The 18,360-nt window shown below is 61.8% G+C and carries 16 protein-coding genes; 8 read left to right on the top strand and 8 right to left on the bottom strand.

Annotated elements, in window-relative coordinates:
- Positions 1 to 110: 110 nt before the first annotated feature.
- From adeC to BFQ04_RS18235, 3 genes are read right to left on the bottom strand one after another with little or no spacing between them, the layout of a single operon-like run.
- Positions 111 to 1,568, bottom strand: coding sequence for an AdeC/AdeK/OprM family multidrug efflux complex outer membrane factor (adeC, locus tag BFQ04_RS18245; RefSeq protein WP_065952007.1), 1,458 nt, complete (start codon positions 1,566 to 1,568; stop codon positions 111 to 113).
- Entirely contained in the window at positions 1,565 to 4,726 is a 3,162-nt protein-coding gene (locus BFQ04_RS18240) for an efflux RND transporter permease subunit (protein WP_065952006.1), read from the bottom strand. The genes adeC and BFQ04_RS18240 overlap by 4 nt, the downstream gene beginning before the upstream one ends.
- 3 nt (positions 4,727 to 4,729) lie before the next feature.
- Positions 4,730 to 5,875, bottom strand: coding sequence for an efflux RND transporter periplasmic adaptor subunit (locus tag BFQ04_RS18235; protein ID WP_065952005.1), 1,146 nt, complete (start codon positions 5,873 to 5,875; stop codon positions 4,730 to 4,732).
- 286 nt (positions 5,876 to 6,161) lie between these two features.
- Here BFQ04_RS18235 and BFQ04_RS18230 point away from each other — a divergent pair, with 286 nt between their 5' ends.
- A complete protein-coding gene (locus BFQ04_RS18230; RefSeq protein WP_065952004.1) occupies positions 6,162 to 6,794 on the top strand; it encodes a TetR family transcriptional regulator in 633 nt (210 codons plus the stop codon).
- 304 nt (positions 6,795 to 7,098) lie between these two features.
- On the opposite strand, the gene BFQ04_RS18225 is transcribed toward BFQ04_RS18230, so the two are convergent.
- Together BFQ04_RS18225 and BFQ04_RS18220 are read right to left on the bottom strand one after the other, a co-directional pair.
- Positions 7,099 to 8,154: an alkene reductase gene (locus tag BFQ04_RS18225; protein ID WP_065952003.1), complete on the bottom strand. Its 1,056-nt coding sequence runs from the start codon at positions 8,152 to 8,154 to the stop codon at positions 7,099 to 7,101.
- A 133-nt stretch (positions 8,155 to 8,287) separates the two neighbouring features.
- The gene (locus BFQ04_RS18220) at positions 8,288 to 8,608 is read right to left on the bottom strand and encodes an ArsR/SmtB family transcription factor (RefSeq protein ID WP_065952002.1); all 321 of its coding nucleotides are present in this window, start codon (positions 8,606 to 8,608) and stop codon (positions 8,288 to 8,290) included.
- Between the two features lie 155 nt (positions 8,609 to 8,763).
- Between BFQ04_RS18220 and BFQ04_RS18215 the strand changes: the two genes are divergently transcribed.
- Complete coding sequence (locus tag BFQ04_RS18215; protein ID WP_065952001.1) at positions 8,764 to 9,348, top strand: acyl carrier protein phosphodiesterase; 585 nt, start codon at positions 8,764 to 8,766, stop codon at positions 9,346 to 9,348.
- 50 nt (positions 9,349 to 9,398) lie between these two features.
- On the opposite strand, the gene BFQ04_RS18210 is transcribed toward BFQ04_RS18215, so the two are convergent.
- Both BFQ04_RS18210 and olsB read right to left on the bottom strand, forming a co-directional pair.
- Entirely contained in the window at positions 9,399 to 10,190 is a 792-nt protein-coding gene (locus BFQ04_RS18210; RefSeq protein ID WP_065952000.1) for a lysophospholipid acyltransferase family protein, read from the bottom strand.
- Complete coding sequence (gene olsB / locus BFQ04_RS18205; protein WP_065886188.1) at positions 10,190 to 10,945, bottom strand: L-ornithine N(alpha)-acyltransferase; 756 nt, start codon at positions 10,943 to 10,945, stop codon at positions 10,190 to 10,192. Before olsB ends, BFQ04_RS18210 begins: the two co-directional genes overlap by 1 nt.
- A 185-nt stretch (positions 10,946 to 11,130) precedes the next feature.
- Between olsB and BFQ04_RS18200 the strand changes: the two genes are divergently transcribed.
- From BFQ04_RS18200 to BFQ04_RS18185, 4 genes are all read left to right on the top strand, one after another.
- The gene (locus BFQ04_RS18200) at positions 11,131 to 12,204 is read left to right on the top strand and encodes a serine hydrolase domain-containing protein (protein WP_065951999.1); all 1,074 of its coding nucleotides are present in this window, start codon (positions 11,131 to 11,133) and stop codon (positions 12,202 to 12,204) included.
- The gene (locus BFQ04_RS18195) at positions 12,201 to 12,515 is read left to right on the top strand and encodes an amidase (protein WP_065951998.1); all 315 of its coding nucleotides are present in this window, start codon (positions 12,201 to 12,203) and stop codon (positions 12,513 to 12,515) included. The genes BFQ04_RS18200 and BFQ04_RS18195 overlap by 4 nt, the downstream gene beginning before the upstream one ends.
- A gap of 171 nt (positions 12,516 to 12,686) precedes the next feature.
- Positions 12,687 to 13,268 carry a YceI family protein gene (locus BFQ04_RS18190; protein WP_065951997.1) on the top strand — a complete coding sequence of 194 codons (582 nt, stop codon included), beginning with the start codon at positions 12,687 to 12,689 and terminating at the stop codon, positions 13,266 to 13,268.
- 1 nt (position 13,269) lies between these two features.
- Positions 13,270 to 14,427: a phospholipase D-like domain-containing protein gene (locus BFQ04_RS18185; protein ID WP_065951996.1), complete on the top strand. Its 1,158-nt coding sequence runs from the start codon at positions 13,270 to 13,272 to the stop codon at positions 14,425 to 14,427.
- A gap of 82 nt (positions 14,428 to 14,509) precedes the next feature.
- On the opposite strand, the gene bglX is transcribed toward BFQ04_RS18185, so the two are convergent.
- Positions 14,510 to 16,801 carry a beta-glucosidase BglX gene (gene bglX / locus BFQ04_RS18180; protein ID WP_065951995.1) on the bottom strand — a complete coding sequence of 764 codons (2,292 nt, stop codon included), beginning with the start codon at positions 16,799 to 16,801 and terminating at the stop codon, positions 14,510 to 14,512.
- 238 nt (positions 16,802 to 17,039) lie between these two features.
- On the opposite strand from bglX, the gene BFQ04_RS18175 reads away from it, so the two are divergent.
- Entirely contained in the window at positions 17,040 to 17,651 is a 612-nt protein-coding gene (locus tag BFQ04_RS18175; protein WP_065886194.1) for a LemA family protein, read from the top strand.
- Positions 17,652 to 17,669: 18 nt separating this feature from the next.
- On the top strand, positions 17,670 to 18,360 hold a 691-nt coding region (locus tag BFQ04_RS18170), incomplete at its 3' end, for a TPM domain-containing protein (protein ID WP_065952029.1).

Below are 18,360 nucleotides of genomic sequence, written 5' to 3'. Positions count from 1 at the left end.
AAGGTTGAAGGGAAGGCAAGCCAGCGCCCACCTTTGATTCGCAGGGGTTAGTGACATGGCAAAAAAAAACCGCTTCCGGTAAGGGAAGCGGTTTGATTAGACAGGCGCTATCAGAACAACTTGAGCGGCGGCGCTTGTTCTTTCACCGGCTCGTTCTTCGCGGTCTGCTCATTCCAGCCGCCGCCGAGGGCCTTGTACAGGTTGACCTCGCTGGTCAGCTGCGCCAGGCGGTCGGTGATCAGCGATTGCTGGGCACTGAACAGTTGGCGCTGGGCATCAAGGAAGGTCAGGTTGCTGTCCACACCGATGCGGTAGCGACGCTCGGCCAGGCGGTAGTAGTCCTGGTTGGCGGCGACGAAGCCACGTTGGGCGTCCAGTTGCTGCTTGTAGGTTGCCCGCGCGGCCAGGCCGTCGGAGACTTCCTGGAAGCCGGTCTGGATGGCCTTCTCGTAGTTGGCCACGTTGATCTCTTTCTGGATCTTCGAGTAGTCCAGGCTTGCGCGCAGGCTACCGGCGTTGAAGATCGGGATGTTGATCTGCGGTGCGAACGACCAGGTGCCCGAGCCGCCCTTGAACAGGCCGCCCAGGTTCGGGCTGGCGGTGCCGGCGCTGGCGGTCAGGCTGATGCTCGGGAAGAACGCCGCACGGGCCGCACCGATGTTGGCGTTGGCGGCCTTGAGGTTGTACTCGGCCTGAACGATGTCGGGACGCCGTTGCAGCAGGTCCGACGGCAGGCCGGCGGGTACTTCGCTGAGCAGGTCATCAGACAGTGGCTTGCTGGCGATATTCGCCGGCAGGCCGGTGCCCAGCAGCAGGGTCAGGCTGTTTTCGTCCTGGGCCACCTGGCGCGTATACCGGGCAAGCTGCACCCGGGCGTTTTCCACCGAGGTGCGCGCCTGGCTCAGGTCGAGGGCCGAGGCCACGCCGACTTCGTTGCTGCGCGAGGTCAGCTTGAAGCTCTGCTCGAACGCCCCGAGGGTGTCCTGGGTCAGCTTGAGCAGTTCCTTGTCGGCCTGCCAGGTCAGGTAGGCATTCGCCACGCTGGCCACCAGGCTGATCTGGGTGCTGCGCCGCGCTTCTTCGGTGGCGAAGTACTTCTGCAATGCTTCTTCGCTCAGGCTGCGCACGCGGCCAAACAGGTCCAGCTCATAAGAGCTGATCCCCAGGCCCACCGAGTACTGGCTGGAAATGCTCGATTCGCCGGTCTGCGACAGCCGCGCCGGGGTACGCGAACGGGTGCCGTTGCCGGTGGCCGAGACGGCCGGGAACAGGTCGGCACGCTGGATCTGGTACTGCGCCGCATAGGCGTCGATGTTCAGGGCCGCGACGCGCAGGTCACGGTTGTTCACCAGCGCGGTCTGGATCAGCTGTTGCAGGACAGGGTCATGGAAAAACTGCTTCCAGCCTTGCTCCGCGGCAGCCTGGCCCGGCGCCTGGGCCGACGAGTACGCCGGCCCCTGCGGGAACTGCGCCGCTACCGGCGCTTCGGGGCGCTGGTAGTCGGGGATAAGCGAGCAGCCACTGAGCACGAAGGCGGTGACGGCTAAGGAAAGTAGCGACTTGCTCATTGGCCAGCCTCTTTAGGAGTTTCAGTGGTGTTTTTCTGTTTGCGTTCGCCGGCGGAAGACACGGTTGCGTAGAACAGTGGCACCCAGAAGATCGCCAGCACGGTCGCGGTGATCATACCGCCGATCACGCCGGTACCGATCGCGTGCTGGCTGCCCGAGCCTGCGCCGCTGGAAATCGCCAGCGGCAATACGCCGAGCACGAACGCCATGGACGTCATGATGATCGGGCGCAGACGCATGCGGGATGCCTCGATGGCCGCCTCCACAATGCCCTTGCCTTGCTCGTGCAGCTCCTTGGCGAACTCCACGATCAGGATCGCGTTTTTCGCTGCCAGGCCCACCGTCACCAACAGGCCGACCTGGAAGAACACGTCGTTGGACAAGCCGCGCATGCTGGTGGCGATCAACGCACCGATCACACCCAGCGGCACTACCAGAATCACCGCAATCGGGATCGACCAGCTTTCATACAAGGCGGCGAGACACAGGAACACGACCAGCAGCGACAGGGCATACAGCGCGGGCGCCTGGGAGCCGGACAGACGTTCTTCGTACGACAGGCCTGTCCAGGCATAGCCGATGCCGGCCGGCAGTTCCTTGGCAATCCGCTCGACTTCCGCCATCGCGTCACCGGTACTGTAGCCAGGCGCCGGCGTGCCGAGGATTTCCATGGCCGCTACACCGTTGTAACGCGAGAGCTTCGGCGAGCCGTAGATCCACTTGCCCGACGAAATGGCCGACAGCGGCACCATCTTCCCGGAGTCGGCGCGCACGTACCATTTGTCCAGGTCTTCCGGCGACATACGGCTGGCCGCATCACCCTGTACATACACCTTCTTCACCCGACCACGGTCGATGAAGTCGTTGATGTAGCTGCCGCCCAGCGCGATGGCCAGGGTCTGCTGGATGTCCGACAGGCTGATGCCCTGGGCGCTGGCTTTCTCGTCATCGACGGTCAGTTCGTACTGCGGCTCATCGTTCACGCCGTTGGGCCGCACGCCCGCCAGTATCTTGCTTTGGGCCGCCGCACCGAGGAACTGGTTACGGGCTGCCATCAGCTTGTCGTGGCCGACGCCACCCTGGTCTTGCAGGAACACGTCGAAGCCGGTGGCGTTACCCAGTTCCAGAACCGAAGGCGGCACGATGGCAAATACCATGGCGTCCTTGAAGGCCCCGAAGAAGTAACCCTGGGCCCGCTTGGCCACTTCGAATACCGACTGGGACGAATCGCGCTCGTCCCATGGCTTGAGCATCACGAATGCCAGACCCGAGCTCTGGCCGCGGCCGGCAAAGTTGAAGCCGTTCACGGTAAATACCGACTTCACGGCCTTGCCTTCGCCCGGCTCGCCTTCCTTGTCATGCAGCAGGAAGGCGCGCATGTCGTCGATGACTTTTTGCGTACGCTCGGCCGAGGCGCCCACGGGTGTCTGTACCTGGGCGAAGATCACGCCCTGGTCTTCCTCAGGCAGGAACGCGCTCGGGATACGGGTGAACATCCAGATCATGCCGGCCAGGATCAGCGCATACACGATGAAGGCCGGGATCTTGTGCTTGATCATGCCGCCCACGCCGCGCTCGTACTTGAGTACGCCGCTGTCGAAGGTGCGGTTGAACCAGCCGAAGAAGCCGCGCTTGGGTTGGCCGTGTTTTTCCGGGTCGATCGCCTTGAGCATGGTGGCGCACAGGGCTGGGGTGAAGATCAGGGCAACCAGTACCGACAACGCCATCGCCGACACAATGGTGATGGAGAACTGCCGGTAGATCACGCCGGTGGAGCCGCCGAAGAAGGCCATCGGCAGCAATACCGCCGAGAGTACCAGGGCAATACCCACCAGGGCGCCCTGGATCTGGCCCATGGACTTGATGGTCGCTTCCTTGGGTGACAGGTGCTCCTCGGCCATGACCCGCTCGACGTTTTCCACCACGACGATGGCATCGTCCACCAGCAGGCCGATGGCCAGGATCATGCCGAACATGGTCAGGGTGTTAATGGTGAAACCGAACGCCGCCAGGATCCCGAACGTACCCAGCAGTACCACCGGTACGGTCATGGTGGTGATGATGGTGGCGCGGAAGTTCTGCAGGAACAGGAACATCACCAGGAACACCAGCACGATCGCTTCGATCAGGGTGTGAACCACGCCGGAGATCGATTCGGTCACTACCGGGGTCGTGTCGTACGGCACCACGGCTTTCATGCCTGGCGGGAAGAACGGCTCCAGGGATGCCACGGTGGCGCGGATCGCTTTACCGGTGTCCAGGGCATTCGCCCCGGCGGCCAGCTTGATCGCCATACCGGACGCCGGCTTGCCGTTGAACTGCGCGCTGATGCTGTAGTTCTGGCCGCCCAGTTCAATACGTGCAACGTCGCCCAAGCGCACTTGCGAGCCGTCGGCATTCACCTTCATCAGGATCTTGGCGAACTCTTCGGCGCTTTGCAGGCGCGTCTTGCCGATGATGGTGGCGTTCAATTGAGTGCCGGGCAGGGCAGGCAGGCCGCCCAGTTGGCCGGTGGCCACCTGCACGTTCTGGGCCTTGATGGCGTTGCTGACATCCACCGGGGTGAGCTGGAAGTTGTTCAGCTTGGCCGGGTCAAGCCAGATACGCATGGCGTACTGCGAACCGAAGACCTGGAAGTCACCCACACCCGAGGTACGGGAAATCGGGTCCTGGATGTTGGACACGATGTAGTTGGAGAGGTCGTCCTTGGTCATGCTGCCGTCTTCCGACACCAGACCGATCACCATCAGGAAGTTCTTCACCGACTTGGTCACGCGGATACCCTGCTGCTGCACTTCTTGCGGCAGCAGTGGGGTCGCCAGGTTCAGCTTGTTCTGCACTTGAACCTGGGCGATGTCCGGGTTGGTACCCTGGTTGAACGTCGCAGTGATGGTCATGCTGCCGTCGGAGTTACTGTCCGAGGCCACATAGCGCAGGTTGTCGATACCGTTGAGCTGTTGCTCGATGACCTGTACCACGGTGTCCTGCACGGTTTGTGCGGACGCGCCTGGGTAGGTCACCTGGATGTCAATGGCGGTTGGCGCAATGGCCGGGTATTGGTTGATAGGCAGCTTCAGGATTGACAGTGCCCCGACCAGCATGATCACCAGGGCAATTACCCAGGCGAAAATGGGACGGTCGATAAAAAATTTCGACATGGATTACTCCCCTTTGCCAGCAGCGGCAGCAGGAGCGGCAGAACCGGCGGGCTTGGCGTTGCCGGCTTCGGTGACTTTCACCTCGGCGCCCGGCTTGACGTACTGCAAGCCTTCGGTGATGACGCGATCGCCGGCGTTGAGGCCTTTCTCTACCAGCCAATAGGCGCCGGCAGTACGGTTGGCTACCAGTTCACGCTGCTCGACCTTGTTGTCGGCATTGACGATCAGGGCCGTCGGGGTGCCCTTCAGATCACGGGTCACGCCTTGTTGCGGCGCGAGGATGGCCTTGCTGTTCACACCGGCCTGCAGTTGGGCGTGCACGAACATACCCGGCAGCAGCACATGGTCGGGGTTGGGGAACACGGCGCGCAGGGTCACGGAACCGGTGGTCTGGTCGACCGACACTTCAGAGAACTCCAGTTTGCCTTGCTGGCCGTAGTCGCTGCCGTCTTCCAGGGTCAGCTTGACCATGGCGGCGTTGTCGCCGGATTTTTGCAGTTGGCCGCTTTCCAGGTCTCGACGCAGTTTCAGCATTTCGGCCGAGGACTGGGTGACGTCGACGTAGATCGGGTCCAACTGCTGGATCACGGCCATGGCGTCGGCCTGGCCGTTGCTGACCAGGGCGCCTTCGGTTACCGCAGAGCGGCCGATACGCCCGGAAATCGGCGCGAAAACCTTGGTGTAGCGCACGTTGATCTGCGCGCTCTGCAGGTCGGCCTCGGCGGTCATGCGGTCGGCGACGGCGGTGTCGTATTCCTGGCGGCTGACGGCTTGCTCATCGATCAGTTGCTTGTAGCGATCGGTGATCGATTTGGTCTGCGTCAGCTTGGCCTGGGCGCTCTTGAGCGTGGCCTCATACACCGACGGATCGATCTGGTAGAGCTGCTGCCCTTCCTTCACGTCGGCGCCTTCCTTGAACAGGCGCTTGAGAATGATGCCGTTCACCTGAGGGCGCACTTCGGCAATGCGGTAGGCCGTGGTGCGGCCCGGCAGCTCGGTGGTCAGGGTAAAGGCTTGCGGTTGAATAGTGACCACGCCGACCTGAGGGGTTTGAGCGGGCGGAGCCGCTTCTTCCTTTTTACATCCGCTGAGCAGCGATGCCAGGGCGACGGCAGTGACCAGAGCGGTAACAGCTGGCTTAAGTTGCATGAAGATCCTCGGGTCAGGCGCGCAGGGTGCGCACAAGAAGTGTGGAAGGGTAAAAAACAAGCCGTGAGTGGATAAGTAGCTTGCTACGCAATATACTTACGTTCATGGTTGTTTGTAAACTCTTGACAGGCTCGGCGCAATGCTGACAAAGCAGCGCCCAAAGCCTCGATTTTAGTACGTTCGGCGCCCATGACGGTGTCGTCCCACAATTATTCAGATGATCGTTCACGCCTATTAACGTCGCGTTAACGATAGTCCCCAGTGTTCTGATTGAGGTTTTACTGCCATGGTTCGTCGCACCAAAGAGGAAGCTCAGGAAACGCGCAGCCAGATCCTCCAAGCCGCCGAGCAAGCCTTTTATGAACGTGGCGTTGCACGGACCACGCTGGCGGACATTGCCGCCCTGGCCGGCGTGACGCGCGGTGCTATTTACTGGCATTTCAGTAACAAGTCCGATTTGCTGCAGGCCCTGCTCGACACGCTGCACGAACCCTTGGACGAATTGGCCCGGGCCAGTGAAAGCGAGGATGAAGTCGACCCGTTGGGGTGCATGCGCAAACTGCTGATTCATCTCTATCATCAAGTGGCCCTGGACCCGAAAACCCGGCGCATCAACGAGATCTTGTTTCATAAGTGCGAGTTCACCGATGAAATGTGTGACATGCGCCGCCAGCGCCAGGCCCATAGCCTGGAGTGCAACCTGCGCATCGGTCTGACGTTGCGTAACGCGGTGCATCGCGGGCAATTACCGGACGGTCTTGATACCCACCGTGCTGCGGTGTGCCTGCATGCGTACATCCACGGCCTTATCGGCCAGTGGCTGCTGGTGCCTGAAAGCTTTCAACTGCATCAGGACGCCGAGCGCTGGGTGGACGCAGGGCTGGACATGCTGCGCCTGAGCCCCAGCCTGCGCAATTGAGACAAAATGCGTAATTGCGACCAGTTGTGTCAACAGTAAAGCCCAAGGACGGTCAATCGTCCTTCTGCCTGATTGAAGGGGTGACTTTATATACGGACTGGCGGGCGGTTGATAGGTAGCGGCCTAAGTATTTTGTAGCGATATTGTTGCGGTTCTGTGAAGCGATGTTTCCAAGACGAAACATGCGGTCAAAAATGTGGGAGGGGGCTTGCTCCCGATAGCGGTGTGTCAGTCACTGATGTGTTGACTGAAGCTCCGCTATCGGGAGCAAGCCCCCTCCCACATTGCTTTGTGTTTCGGTCAGTTAGATCGGCAGGGTTGGGTAGTCGATATAGCCGACCGGGCCTTTGCCGTAGAAAGTTTCCGGGTGCGGCTCGTTCAACGGCGCATCGGCCTTCAGGCGTGCCGGCAGGTCCGGGTTGGCAATGAACGGTATGCCGAACGCCACTGCATCGGCCTTGCCGGCGGCCAGCCAGGCGTTGGCGCTGTCTTTGGTGAAGCGTTCGTTGGCGATGTACACGCCGCCGAAGGCTTTTTTCAGTTGCGGGCCGAGGCTGTCTGCGCCTTCTTTTTCACGGGAACAGATGAAGGCAATGCCACGCTTGCCCAGTTCGCTGGCGACGTAGGTGAAGGTTTCCGCCAGGTTGTCATCGCCCATGTCGTGGGCGTCGGCACGCGGTGCCAGGTGCACGCCCACGCGGCCCGCGCCCCAGACCTCGATGGCGGCGTCGGTCACTTCCAGCAACAGGCGCGCACGGTTTTCCAGGGAGCCGCCGTATGGGTCGGTGCGCTGGTTGGTGCTGCTTTGCAGGAACTGGTCGAGCAGGTAGCCGTTGGCACCGTGGATTTCCACGCCGTCGAAACCGGCGGCCTTGGCGTTTTCGGCGCCAGTGCGGTAAGCGTCGATGATGTCGGCGATTTCAGCGGTTTCCAGGGCGCGTGGGGTGGGGTAGTCGGCCAGCGGGCGTACCAGGCTGACGTGGCCTTTGGCCTGGACCGCGCTCGGCGCCACCGGGGCCTCGCCATTGAGGTACGACTCATGGGAGATGCGGCCGACGTGCCACAGTTGCAGGAAGATCTTGCCGCCTGCGCCGTGCACGGCCTTGGTGATGTTGGCCCAGCCGCGCACCTGGTCGTTCGACCAGATCCCCGGTGTGTCCGGGTAACCCACGCCCATGGGCGTCACGGAAGTGGCTTCGCTGAGGATCAGCCCGGCGGATGCGCGCTGCACGTAATACTCGGCCATCAGCGCGTTGGGAACGCGGCCTTCATCGGCACGGCAGCGGGTCAGCGGCGCCATGATGATGCGGTTCGACAGTTCCAGGTCGCCCAGTTTTATCGGATCAAAAATAGTCGTCATGGGAATGTACCTTTCTCTTCAAGTTGATCAGTTGGTGGCGGGGGCCAGGTCGGCATCGCCGTTCTGACGGAAAGTAATCAGGGTCACCGGCAGCGCGAGAATCATTAGCAATGAGCGCGGCATTTTCGGCTCCTTATTGCGGCGCAGGGGCGCTGAGTTCGGCGATGAGCGCTGCGAGGAAGGCTTGGATCGTTTCCTCATTGCGTCTGAAAAAGTGCCACTGCCCGACTTTCTGACTGGTGATCAAGCCCGCCCGTTGCAAGGTCGCCAGGTGGGCCGACACGGTCGACTGGGACAAGCCGCAGCGCTGGTCGATCTGCCCGGCGCAGATGCCGTATTCGTGGTTGTGCAATTGCTCGGGAAACTGCACTTTCGGGTCTTTCAGCCAGGTGAGGATGTCTCGTCGTACTGGGTGGGCCAGGGCTTTTATTATTTCGTCGAGGTCGATCGGCATGGCAGGGTGCTCGGTGGCGTAAAACGTTATATCGCGATGAGGCGAACTTTAAATCGTCGTATTCCGATATACCAATATGATTTTGATCTGGAATCAGCACGAATCGGTATATCGGGTTATAACGATATGATGGCCGCAGTGGTAGACTGCGCGCCATGAATTATCTCGCACATCTGCACCTGGGCGGCCAACTGCCTGCGCAATTGCTGGGCAGCCTGTATGGCGACTTCGTCAAAGGCCGTCTGCAGGGCCAGTTCAACCCGCAAATCGAAGCGGCGATCCAGTTGCATCGCGCCATTGACCGATTCACCGACAGCCACCCATTGGTGGGGGCCGCGTTGTCGCGCTTCAGCCTGACCCGCAGGCGCTATGCCGGGATCGTGCTCGACGTGTTTTTCGACCATTGCCTGGCGCGGGATTGGGCGCTGTATGCCGATCAGCCCTTGGAGCGTTTTACGTCGCAGGTGTACCGGGTGCTGGCGGCCGAACCCGCGTTGCCGGGGCGGCTGGCGCAAATCGCACCCTCTATGGCGGCGGATGACTGGCTGGGGTCTTATCGTGAGTTTGCGGTGATGGAGCAGGTGCTGCGCGGGATTTCGCGGCGGCTGACGGACCCGCAGGCGTTAGGATTTGCGATGCGTGAGTTGCGCGAGCTCTATGAGCCTTTGAGTGAGGATTTCCGGGTTTTCTACCCCGAATTACAGAGCTTTGCACGTATCCAGCTGACCACTGAGGTCTAAATGTGGGAGGGGGCAAGCCCCCTCCCACATTTAGAGTGTATTCACAGCATTCAGGCGGCAAACGCTGGTCGCACATGCGCCTGCTCACTCTCCGGCAACGGCCCGAACAACGCCTTCTGCACCGCCTGCTGCGCCTGATAGGCCAGCGCCGCGCGCTCCTGCCCGGCGCAGGCAATCGGCTTGAGCAGATGAATCTCCACATCACCCTGGTCATTGGCGAACAGCCGCATCAGGTGCGACAGCAAATCATCATCGCCGATGAACGGCGCCAGTGAGTCCACCGCACCGTCGCGCAGATACCGTATCGCCACCGGTTGCAGCGACACATCCGCATCGATCGCACTGGCCAGCAAGCGCCCGTGAAAGGTGCGCAGGCTGCGTCCGTCGGTGGTGGTGCCTTCCGGAAACATCAGCAGCGGGTGGCGTTGCTCCAGATGACGGGTCATCTGCTTGCGGATCAACTGGCTGTCACCTGAACCGCGACGAATGAACAGGCTGCCGGCCTTGGCCGCCAACCAGCCGGCCACCGGCCAGGTGCGCACTTCGGCTTTGGACAGAAACGACAGTGGAGTGACCATGCCCAGCAGCGGAATATCCGTCCAGGACACATGATTGCTCACCCACAGCATCGGCGTTTGCGGCAGTTCGCCGTGCACCGTCACGCGAAAGGGCAGGGCATTGGTCAGCCGTGCCATGAAGAACCGCGACCAACGCTGGCGCCGCACCATTGAGTTGGCCACCCCCAGGCGCTCGAACAGGCCAAACACACTGGCCATGCTCAGGCCCAGTGCCACCACCAGCAGCACCCGGGCGATGCGTCCGTACACGCGCAGGCGGCCCATCACATCGCCGCCTTGAAGTGGCGCGCATAGCGCGGGCACAACTGATCGCGTTTGAGCAGGATGAACACATCGGCCACCTGGAAATCTTCGTCCCAGCACGGTTCGCCGCAGATCTTCGCCCCCAGGCGCATATAGGCCTTGAGCAGTGGCGGCATTTCGGCGATGACGTTGGAGGGCAGATCCAGTGCCGGCAGTGGCTTTTTCGGTTCGGCGCGCAGGTGCTCGTTGCACAGGTAGCGCTCGCGCAGACGCTGCATGATCGCGTGGGCCTGGATGCCGCCATCGTGCATCGGGATACTCGCGCAGCCCATCAGGTAGCTGTAGCCACCCTGGTTGAGTACCTCGGCCAACTCACCCCACAACACCGCGATGGTGCCGCCGTTGCGGTAGGCCGGGTCGACGCAGGTGCGGCCGATTTCCAGGATCGGACCCTGCAAGTGCAACAAGCCATGCAGGCTGAACTCCTCCTCGCTGTAGAACCGGCCCAAGGTGCTGGCGGCCTGGTGGTCGAGCAAACGGGTGGTGGCGACGAGCCGACCGCTGTTCAAATCCCGCACGCCGATGTGGCTGCAGTGAACATCATAGTCATCCATGTCCAGGCCCAGTTCCGCGCCCTTCAGCTTGGCATTGAACTCGCCGCTGAACACGTTGAACCGCAGGGCCTGGGCTTCCTGCAAGGCCTGTGCGCCGACCAGGCGTTCGGCTTGCAGGCGGCGTTCATTGCCTTTGTCGCTGATGCGGGCGATCTGAGTCATAGCGAGTCTCCGAGTGCCGGCCAGGTTGCGGCCGGTCGACTTTGTTGTCCAAAGTCAGGCTATGTAGCCTCGGTGTCATCTCCGTGAAGTTACGGTGACGGTTGGGTGACAGGCCCTATGTCGCAAATCTGTCATGGGCCTGCGCTAGGCTCGCGGGCTTGAATGCCCCCCTTGAGTTTGTGCCCATGGTCCGAGGCCTGTTGTGCGTTGTTGTGCTGTTCGTCACCGTTACTGCCCGCGCTGAAATCTGGCCCGAAAAAGAATGGGCCACGGGCAAGCCACTCCAGGGTCCCGCTGTCGATGCCCTGAACGCCTATGCTTTTCCCACCCGTGACGACGCCACCCGCGATGGCATCCGCACCGATGCGCTGCTGGTGATTCGTGACGGCGAAATCATCTATGAACGCTACGCCGCGCCCACCACCGCCAGCACGCCGCACCTGACCTGGTCGGTGAGCAAAAGCCTGATGGCCACCGTACTCGGCGTGGCCTACGGCGAAAACCGCTTCAAGCTGAGCGACCCCGTTGCGCGTTTCTACCCGCCGATGAGACAGCACCCCAAGGTGACCATGGCCGACCTGCTGCACTGGGCCTCGGGCCTGGATTGGCAGGAAGACTACGAGTACGCACCGTTGAAGTCCTCGGTGGTGGCGATGCTCTATACCCGAGGACGTGCCGATATGGCCGAGTTTGCCGCCAATACCGACGCCGCTGCTGCACCGGGCCAGGCGTTTCGTTATTCCAGTGGCGACAGCAACATCTTGTCTGCGGCCCTCAAAGGTATGCTCGGCCACAAGGCGTATATGAGCTATCCATGGGATGTACTGTTCGAGCCGCTGGGTATTCGCAATGCGACCTGGGAAACCGATGCCGATGAAACCTTCGTCGCCTCGTCCTATGCCTACCTCACCGCCCGGGACTTGGCGCGTGTCGGGCTACTGATGGCACGGGACGGGCGTTGGGGCGAGCAACAGTTGCTGCCTAAAGAGTGGGTGGCCTTCAATCGGCAGCCGTTCGACAAATACAAAAGCGGCCAGGATGAAGCAGTCCCCGGCGGCCAGTGGTGGCTCAACACAGGCGCGTCCAAACCCTGGCCCGATGCCCCCGCCGACACCTTCGCCGCCCTCGGCCACTGGGGCCAGGCGCTCTTTGTACTGCCGGACGAACACCTGGTGATCGTGCGCTACGGCGATGACCGCGACGGCAGCTACCGGCATAACGAACTGCTCAAGCGCGTACTGGCGGCGGTGCAGCCATGATCTGCCGTCGGCCATTTACCAGCTTGTTTGTGCTGCTGTTGCTCGCCCTGCTGGGCTGGGTGTGGCATGAGCGCGTCAACCTGCAAGCCTTCCCTGACATCATCGCGGCGTACACGGCCAAGGAGTATTGCTCGTGCCGGTATGTGGAGAACAATCCTGCGCAGTATTGCCTGGGGTATGTGAAGCAGTATGTGCCGACCAGTGGGTTTATCGACACGCCGGAGCGCAGTGAAGTGACGGCGAGTGGGTTGGGGCGTACGCATACGGCGCGGTGGATGGGGGAGAGGCAGGGGTGTCGGTTGCTGCCATGAAGTATCAGGCGCCTGTTGCAATGCGCCAGCTTGCTCCCGTTAGCGGTGGGCCTGTCATCAATGTTTGGCTGACACGCCGTCATCGGGGGCAAGCCCCCTCCCACATTGGATTTGCGCCGTTCGTGAGATTGCGCTTAAGGTTCATCCAGATTTTTTGCCCCATGAGCCTTTATGTTCAATCTCAAACCTCTGGTCTTCGCATTGCTGACCTGTGCCACCGTGCCTGCCCACGCCGACTGGTACCTGGATAACGAATCCTCACGCTTGTCCTTCGTCACCACCAAAAACACCGAGATTGCTGAAGTGCACCGCTTCCTGGTGCTGCACGGCAAGGTCGACAGCCAGGGCGCGGCCCAGGTGCAGGTGGAGCTGGAGTCGATCAACAGCGGTATCCCGCTGCGTGACGAGCGCATGCGTAAGCAGCTGTTCGAGATCAAGCAGTTTCCCGAAGCGTTGATCAGCACGCAGATCAACCTGCAACCGATCAATGACTTGGCGTCCGGCGCGCAGTTGGAATTGCGCTTGCCGCTGAGCATCACCGTGCATGGCAAGACCCACACGTACAACGCCGAGCTGTTGGCCACGCGTCTGGATGACCGGCGCTTTCAGGTCGTGACCCTGGAGCCGGTGGTGGTGCGCGCCGAAGATTTCGAGCTGCAACCCGGTGTGGCGGCGTTGCGCAAGGCGGCGGGGTTGAAGTCGATCAGTTTGTCGGTGCCGGTGGGTGCGGTACTGATCTTCACGGCGCGCTGACGTGGGCGGTGCGGTGTTCCCGTGGCGCAGCGCCAACCGTTTCGAGTTGTTGATCGACGGGCCGAATTTTTTCCCGCAGATGCTGGTCGGCATTGCTCGCGCCGAGCGGCAGGTGGACCTGGAACTGTACCTGGTGGAAGCCGGGGCCTGTGCCGAAGCGATGGTGCAGGCGCTGGTGCTGGCCGCTGAGCGCGGGGTACAGGTGCGCTGCCTGTTCGATGATTACGGCAGCCTGGCGTTTACCCTCGGGTTGCGCAAGCGGTTGACCGACGCGGGGGTGCAGCTGCGTTTCTACAATCGCCTGAACTGGCGACGCTGGATGCGCAACCTGTACCGCGACCACCGCAAGCTGTTGCTGATCGACCAGGACGTCGCGGTGATCGGCGGGACCGGCGTCACCGATGAGTTCTGGACGCCTGGACAAGACACGGCCGACTGGCATGAAGTGATGGTGCAGATCAGCGGCTCGCTGGTGCTGGACTGGCAGGCTCTGTTCGACCGCCAGTGGCACGCCAACGCGGCACGTCGGGAGTGGAAACCCGCCACGCATTTCGGTTTGCCGCGCTTGCCCAAGGTGCCTGCCACCGGGCCAGGGCTTGGTCGCGTGGCGTATGCCGACGCCCGTCAGCACCGCGATATTTTGCAATCGCTGATCCGTGCCTTGAACAGCAGCAAGACGCGCATCTGGCTGGCCACGCCGTACTTCTTGCCCACCTGGAGTGTGCGCCGCGCCTTGCGCCGAGCGGCCGGGCGCGGGGTAGAGGTGCGTTTGCTGCTCACCGGCCCGCGCACCGATCACCCGTCGGTGCGCTACGCCGGGCACCGCTATTACCCGCGTCTGCTGCGTTCAGGCGTGCAAATCTTTGAATACCAGCCGTGCTTTTTGCACCTGAAGATGGTGCTGGTGGATGACTGGGTCAGCATTGGCTCGTGCAATTTCGACCACTGGAATCTGCGCTTCAATCTGGAAGCCAACCTGGAAGCGCTGGACCCTGAATTGACGCGGGCGGTGGCTTGCAGTTTCGAGCGCGATTTTGCGCAAAGCCAGGCGGTGAGCCTGGAGACATGGAAGGCGCGACCGTTGTGGCGGCGGGTGAAGCAGCGGGTGTGGGGGTGGATTGATCGGTTGGTGGTGAACCTTCTTGACCGAAGGGGTTGAAGACAGCGGCAAGCTACAAGCTACAAGTTAAAAGCAGAACTGCTCTTTCTTGGCGCTTGTAGCTTGTAACTTGAAGCTCCCCCTAGAGCAGTTCAAAGCTCTGTTGCTGCACATCCTGGGAATCCAGCCCGATCTGTACATTGAACTCACCCGGCTCCGCGGCGAACTTGAGCTGAGCGTTGTAGAACTTCAAGTCTTCCTCGGTGATGGTGAAGTGCAAGGTGCGTTCTTCACCGGCCTTGAGCATGACTTTCTGGAAGTTCTTCAGCTCTTTCACCGGGCGGATCATCGAGCCGGCCACGTCCTGGATATACAACTGCACCACGGTTTCGCCATCGACCTTGCCGGTGTTCTTCACGGTGACGCTCGCATCCAGCTTGCCGGTCTTGTTCAGGGTGGTGGACGACAGTGCCATGTCCGACAGGCCGAACGTGGTGTAGCTCAGGCCATAGCCAAACGCAAACAGCGGCCCGGTGGTGTCATCGAAGTACTGCGAGGTGTAGTTGCCCGGCTTGCCCGGCGTGAATGGCCGGCCGATACTCAGGTGGTTGTAGTAGGTGGGAATCTGCCCCACGGAGCGTGGGAAGGTGATCGGCAGCTTGCCCGACGGATTGTAGTCACCGAACAGCACGTCGGCGATGGCGTTGCCGCCTTCGGTGCCGGAGAACCAGGTTTCCAGGATCGCGTCAGCCTGTCGGTGCTCTTCGAGAATCGACAGCGGCCGGCCGTTCATCAGCACCAGCACCAACGGCTTGCCGGTGGCCTTGAGGGCCTTGATCAGGTCGCGCTGGCTTTGCGGGATATTCAGGTCGGTGCGGCTCGACGACTCGTGGGACATGCCACGGGACTCGCCCACGGCCGCGACGATCACGTCAGCATTCTGCGCAGCCTTCACCGCCTCATCGACCAGCACCTGGGCAGGGCGCGGGTCATCCACCACTTCCGGGGCATCGAAGTTGAGGAAGTTGAGGTAGTCGAGCACCGCTTTGTCGCCGGTGATGTTGGCGCCACGGGCATAGATGACTTTGCCCTTTTCGCCGATCACGGCGTTCATGCCGTCAAGCAGGGTCACCGACTGTTCCGGCTTACCGGCCGCCGCCCAGCTGCCCATCATGTCGATCGGGGCCTTGGCCAGCGGGCCGACCAGGGCGATGGTCGCGGATTTTTTCAGGGGCAGGGTGTCGTTGTGGTTTTTCAGCAACACCAGGCTGCGGCGCGCAATGTCGCGGGCGTCGGCACGGTGCAGGCGGCTGTCGGCATAGGTGTCGGCCGGGTCATCCTCGGCCTTGCCGATGCGCAGGTAAGGGTCCTTGAACAGGCCCATGTCGTACTTGGCGCCGAGCACTTCGCGCACGGCGTTGTCGATGTCGCTCTGCTCGATCTCGCCGGACTTGAGCAGCCCCGGCAGTTCCTTGCCGTACAACGTGTCGTTCATGCTCATGTCGATGCCGGCCTTGATCGCCAGCTTGGCAGCTTCACGCCCGTCCTTGGCCACGCCGTGCTTGATCAGTTCGAAGATTGCGCCGTGGTCGCTCACGGCCAGGCCCTTGAAGCCCCAGTCCTTGCGCAACAGGTCGTTCATCAGCCAGGTGTTGGCGGTGGCGGGCACGCCGTTGATCGAGTTGAGCGCCACCATCACGCCGCCGGAGCCGGCCTTGATTGCCGCGTGGTAGGGCGGCAGGTAGTCCTGGTACATCTTGACCGGGCTCATGTCGACCACGTTGTAGTCGCGGCCGCCTTCCACCGCGCCGTACAGGGCGAAGTGCTTGACGCTGGCCATGATGCTGTCGGCATTCGCGGCGCTGGCGCCCTGGAACGCCTTGACCATCACTTCGGCAATGCGCGACACCAGGTAGGTGTCCTCGCCGAAACCTTCCGAGGTGCGGCCCCAGCGCGGGTCACGGGAGATGTCGACCATCGGCGCGAAGGTGATGTCGAGGCTGTCGGCGGCGGCTTCCTGGGCGGCGATGCGCCCGGAGCGGCCGATGGCGTCCATGTCCCAGCTGGAGGCCAGGGCCAGGCTGATCGGGAAAATCGTGCGATGGCCGTGGATGACGTCGTAGGCGAAAAACATCGGGATCTTCAAGCGGCTGCGCATGGCCGCGTCCTGCATCGGACGGTTTTCCGGGCGGGTGATGGAGTTGAAGGTGCCGCCGATGCGGCCGGCGGCGATTTCCTTGCGGATCAGCTCGCGGGGCATTTCCGGGCCGATGCTGATCAGGCGCAACTGGCCGATCTTTTCATCGAGGGTCATCTGCTTGAGCAGGTCGCTGACGAAGGCGTCCTTGTCTTTAAGCGCAGCAGGCTTTGTTTCTGCCCATACGGGGTGGCTGGCCAGAGTGGCAACAAGGCCGAGCAAACACAGCTTCTTCATGAATATCCTTTTTCGGCTCACTGCACAGCGGTCAGGCTGATCGGCCAAAATGACGGGAGCGTCTATTGTTGTTCGGGTGTTGTTCAGATAAATGCAGCACACTCTGAACTCTTTTTCGCGCTGGGCATCTTTGTAGCTGATTGGCTCGAAGCATTCCAGTGGTGGCGGATTATGCCCCAAGCGCGTGGTTTATAGGGTTAGTCATCACATTCCATCCAGATTGGGCAGGAGAAACACCATGCAAGCAGCACAAGGTTACCGCTGGGGCTTGAAAGCCGCGGCGCTGTTATTGATCAGCAGCGTGCTGAGCGGTTGCGGCATCAACAACATCCCGACCCTGGACGAACAGGCCAAGGCGGCCTGGGGCCAGGTGCAGAACCAGTACCAACGCCGTGCCGACCTGATTCCCAACCTGGTGGAAGTGGTCAAGGGCTACGCCGCCCACGAGCAGGACACCCTCACCGCCGTGATTGAAGCGCGGGCCAAGGCCACCTCGATCCAGGTGGATGCCAGCACCCTCGACAACCCGGAAAAACTCAAGCAGTTCCAGCAAGCCCAGGACGGCTTGAGCGGCGCACTCAGCCGTTTGATGGTGGTGTCCGAGCGCTATCCGGACCTGAAGGCCAACCAGAACTTCCTGGCCCTGCAATCGCAGCTCGAGGGCACGGAAAACCGTATCGCCGTGGCCCGTCGCGACTTTATCCAGGCCGTGCAGACCTACAACACCGAGATTCGTACGTTCCCGGGTCGCCTGTGGCACAGCGTGATGTACAGCGACTTGCCGATCCGCGCCACGTTTGAAGCCACCAGTGCCGATGCCGATAAGGCGCCGCAGGTGAAGTTCAAATAACGCTGCCTTGAGGTGTCGATGCGTTTATTACGGATAGGCCTGGCGCTGTGGCTGCTGGGCTGCGTGGGCATGGCCCAGGCGGCCCTGACCTTCCCGGCATTGACCGGGCGGGTGGTGGACAACGCCCAGATGATCGACCCGGCGGTGCGCGAACAACTGACCCAGCAATTGCAGGCGCTGGAGCAGACGTCCGGTGACCAGATCGTGGTGGTCACCGTGCCCGACCTGCAGGGCGTGCCGATTGAAGACTACGGTTATCAATTGGGCCGCGCGTGGGGCATCGGCCAGAAGGGCAAGGACAACGGCGCGCTGTTGCTCGTGGCCCGCGACGAGCGAAAGTTGCGCATCGAAGTCGGCTACGGCCTGGAAGGTGTGCTGACGGATGCGCAGTCCTGGGTGATCATCAACCAGGTGATCGCGCCCAAGTTCAAGGCCGGCAATTTCAGCCAGGGCATCAGTGACGGTGTCGCGGCGATGATCCAGGTGGTGGGCGGTGAACCGTTGGCTGTGCCGGCCCACGTGGCGGATACGAATTTCGCCAAGGACAATCCCGGTTTTTCCATCGGTTTGTTCGTCCTGCTGATCGGCGTGTTGTGGCTGTGCAATCGCATGGGCCTGCCGGTGGGCGCTATCCTGCTGGCGATCCTCAGCAGCAGCGGACGCGGCGGCGGTGGGGGCGGCGGCGGTGGCGGTGGTTTCCGCGGCGGCG

The sequence above is a fragment of the Pseudomonas sp. 37 R 15 genome, from assembly GCF_900004865.1.
Lineage (GTDB): Bacteria > Pseudomonadota > Gammaproteobacteria > Pseudomonadales > Pseudomonadaceae > Aquipseudomonas > Aquipseudomonas fluorescens_AM.
This window is presented reverse-complemented; position numbering and strand designations above follow the sequence as displayed.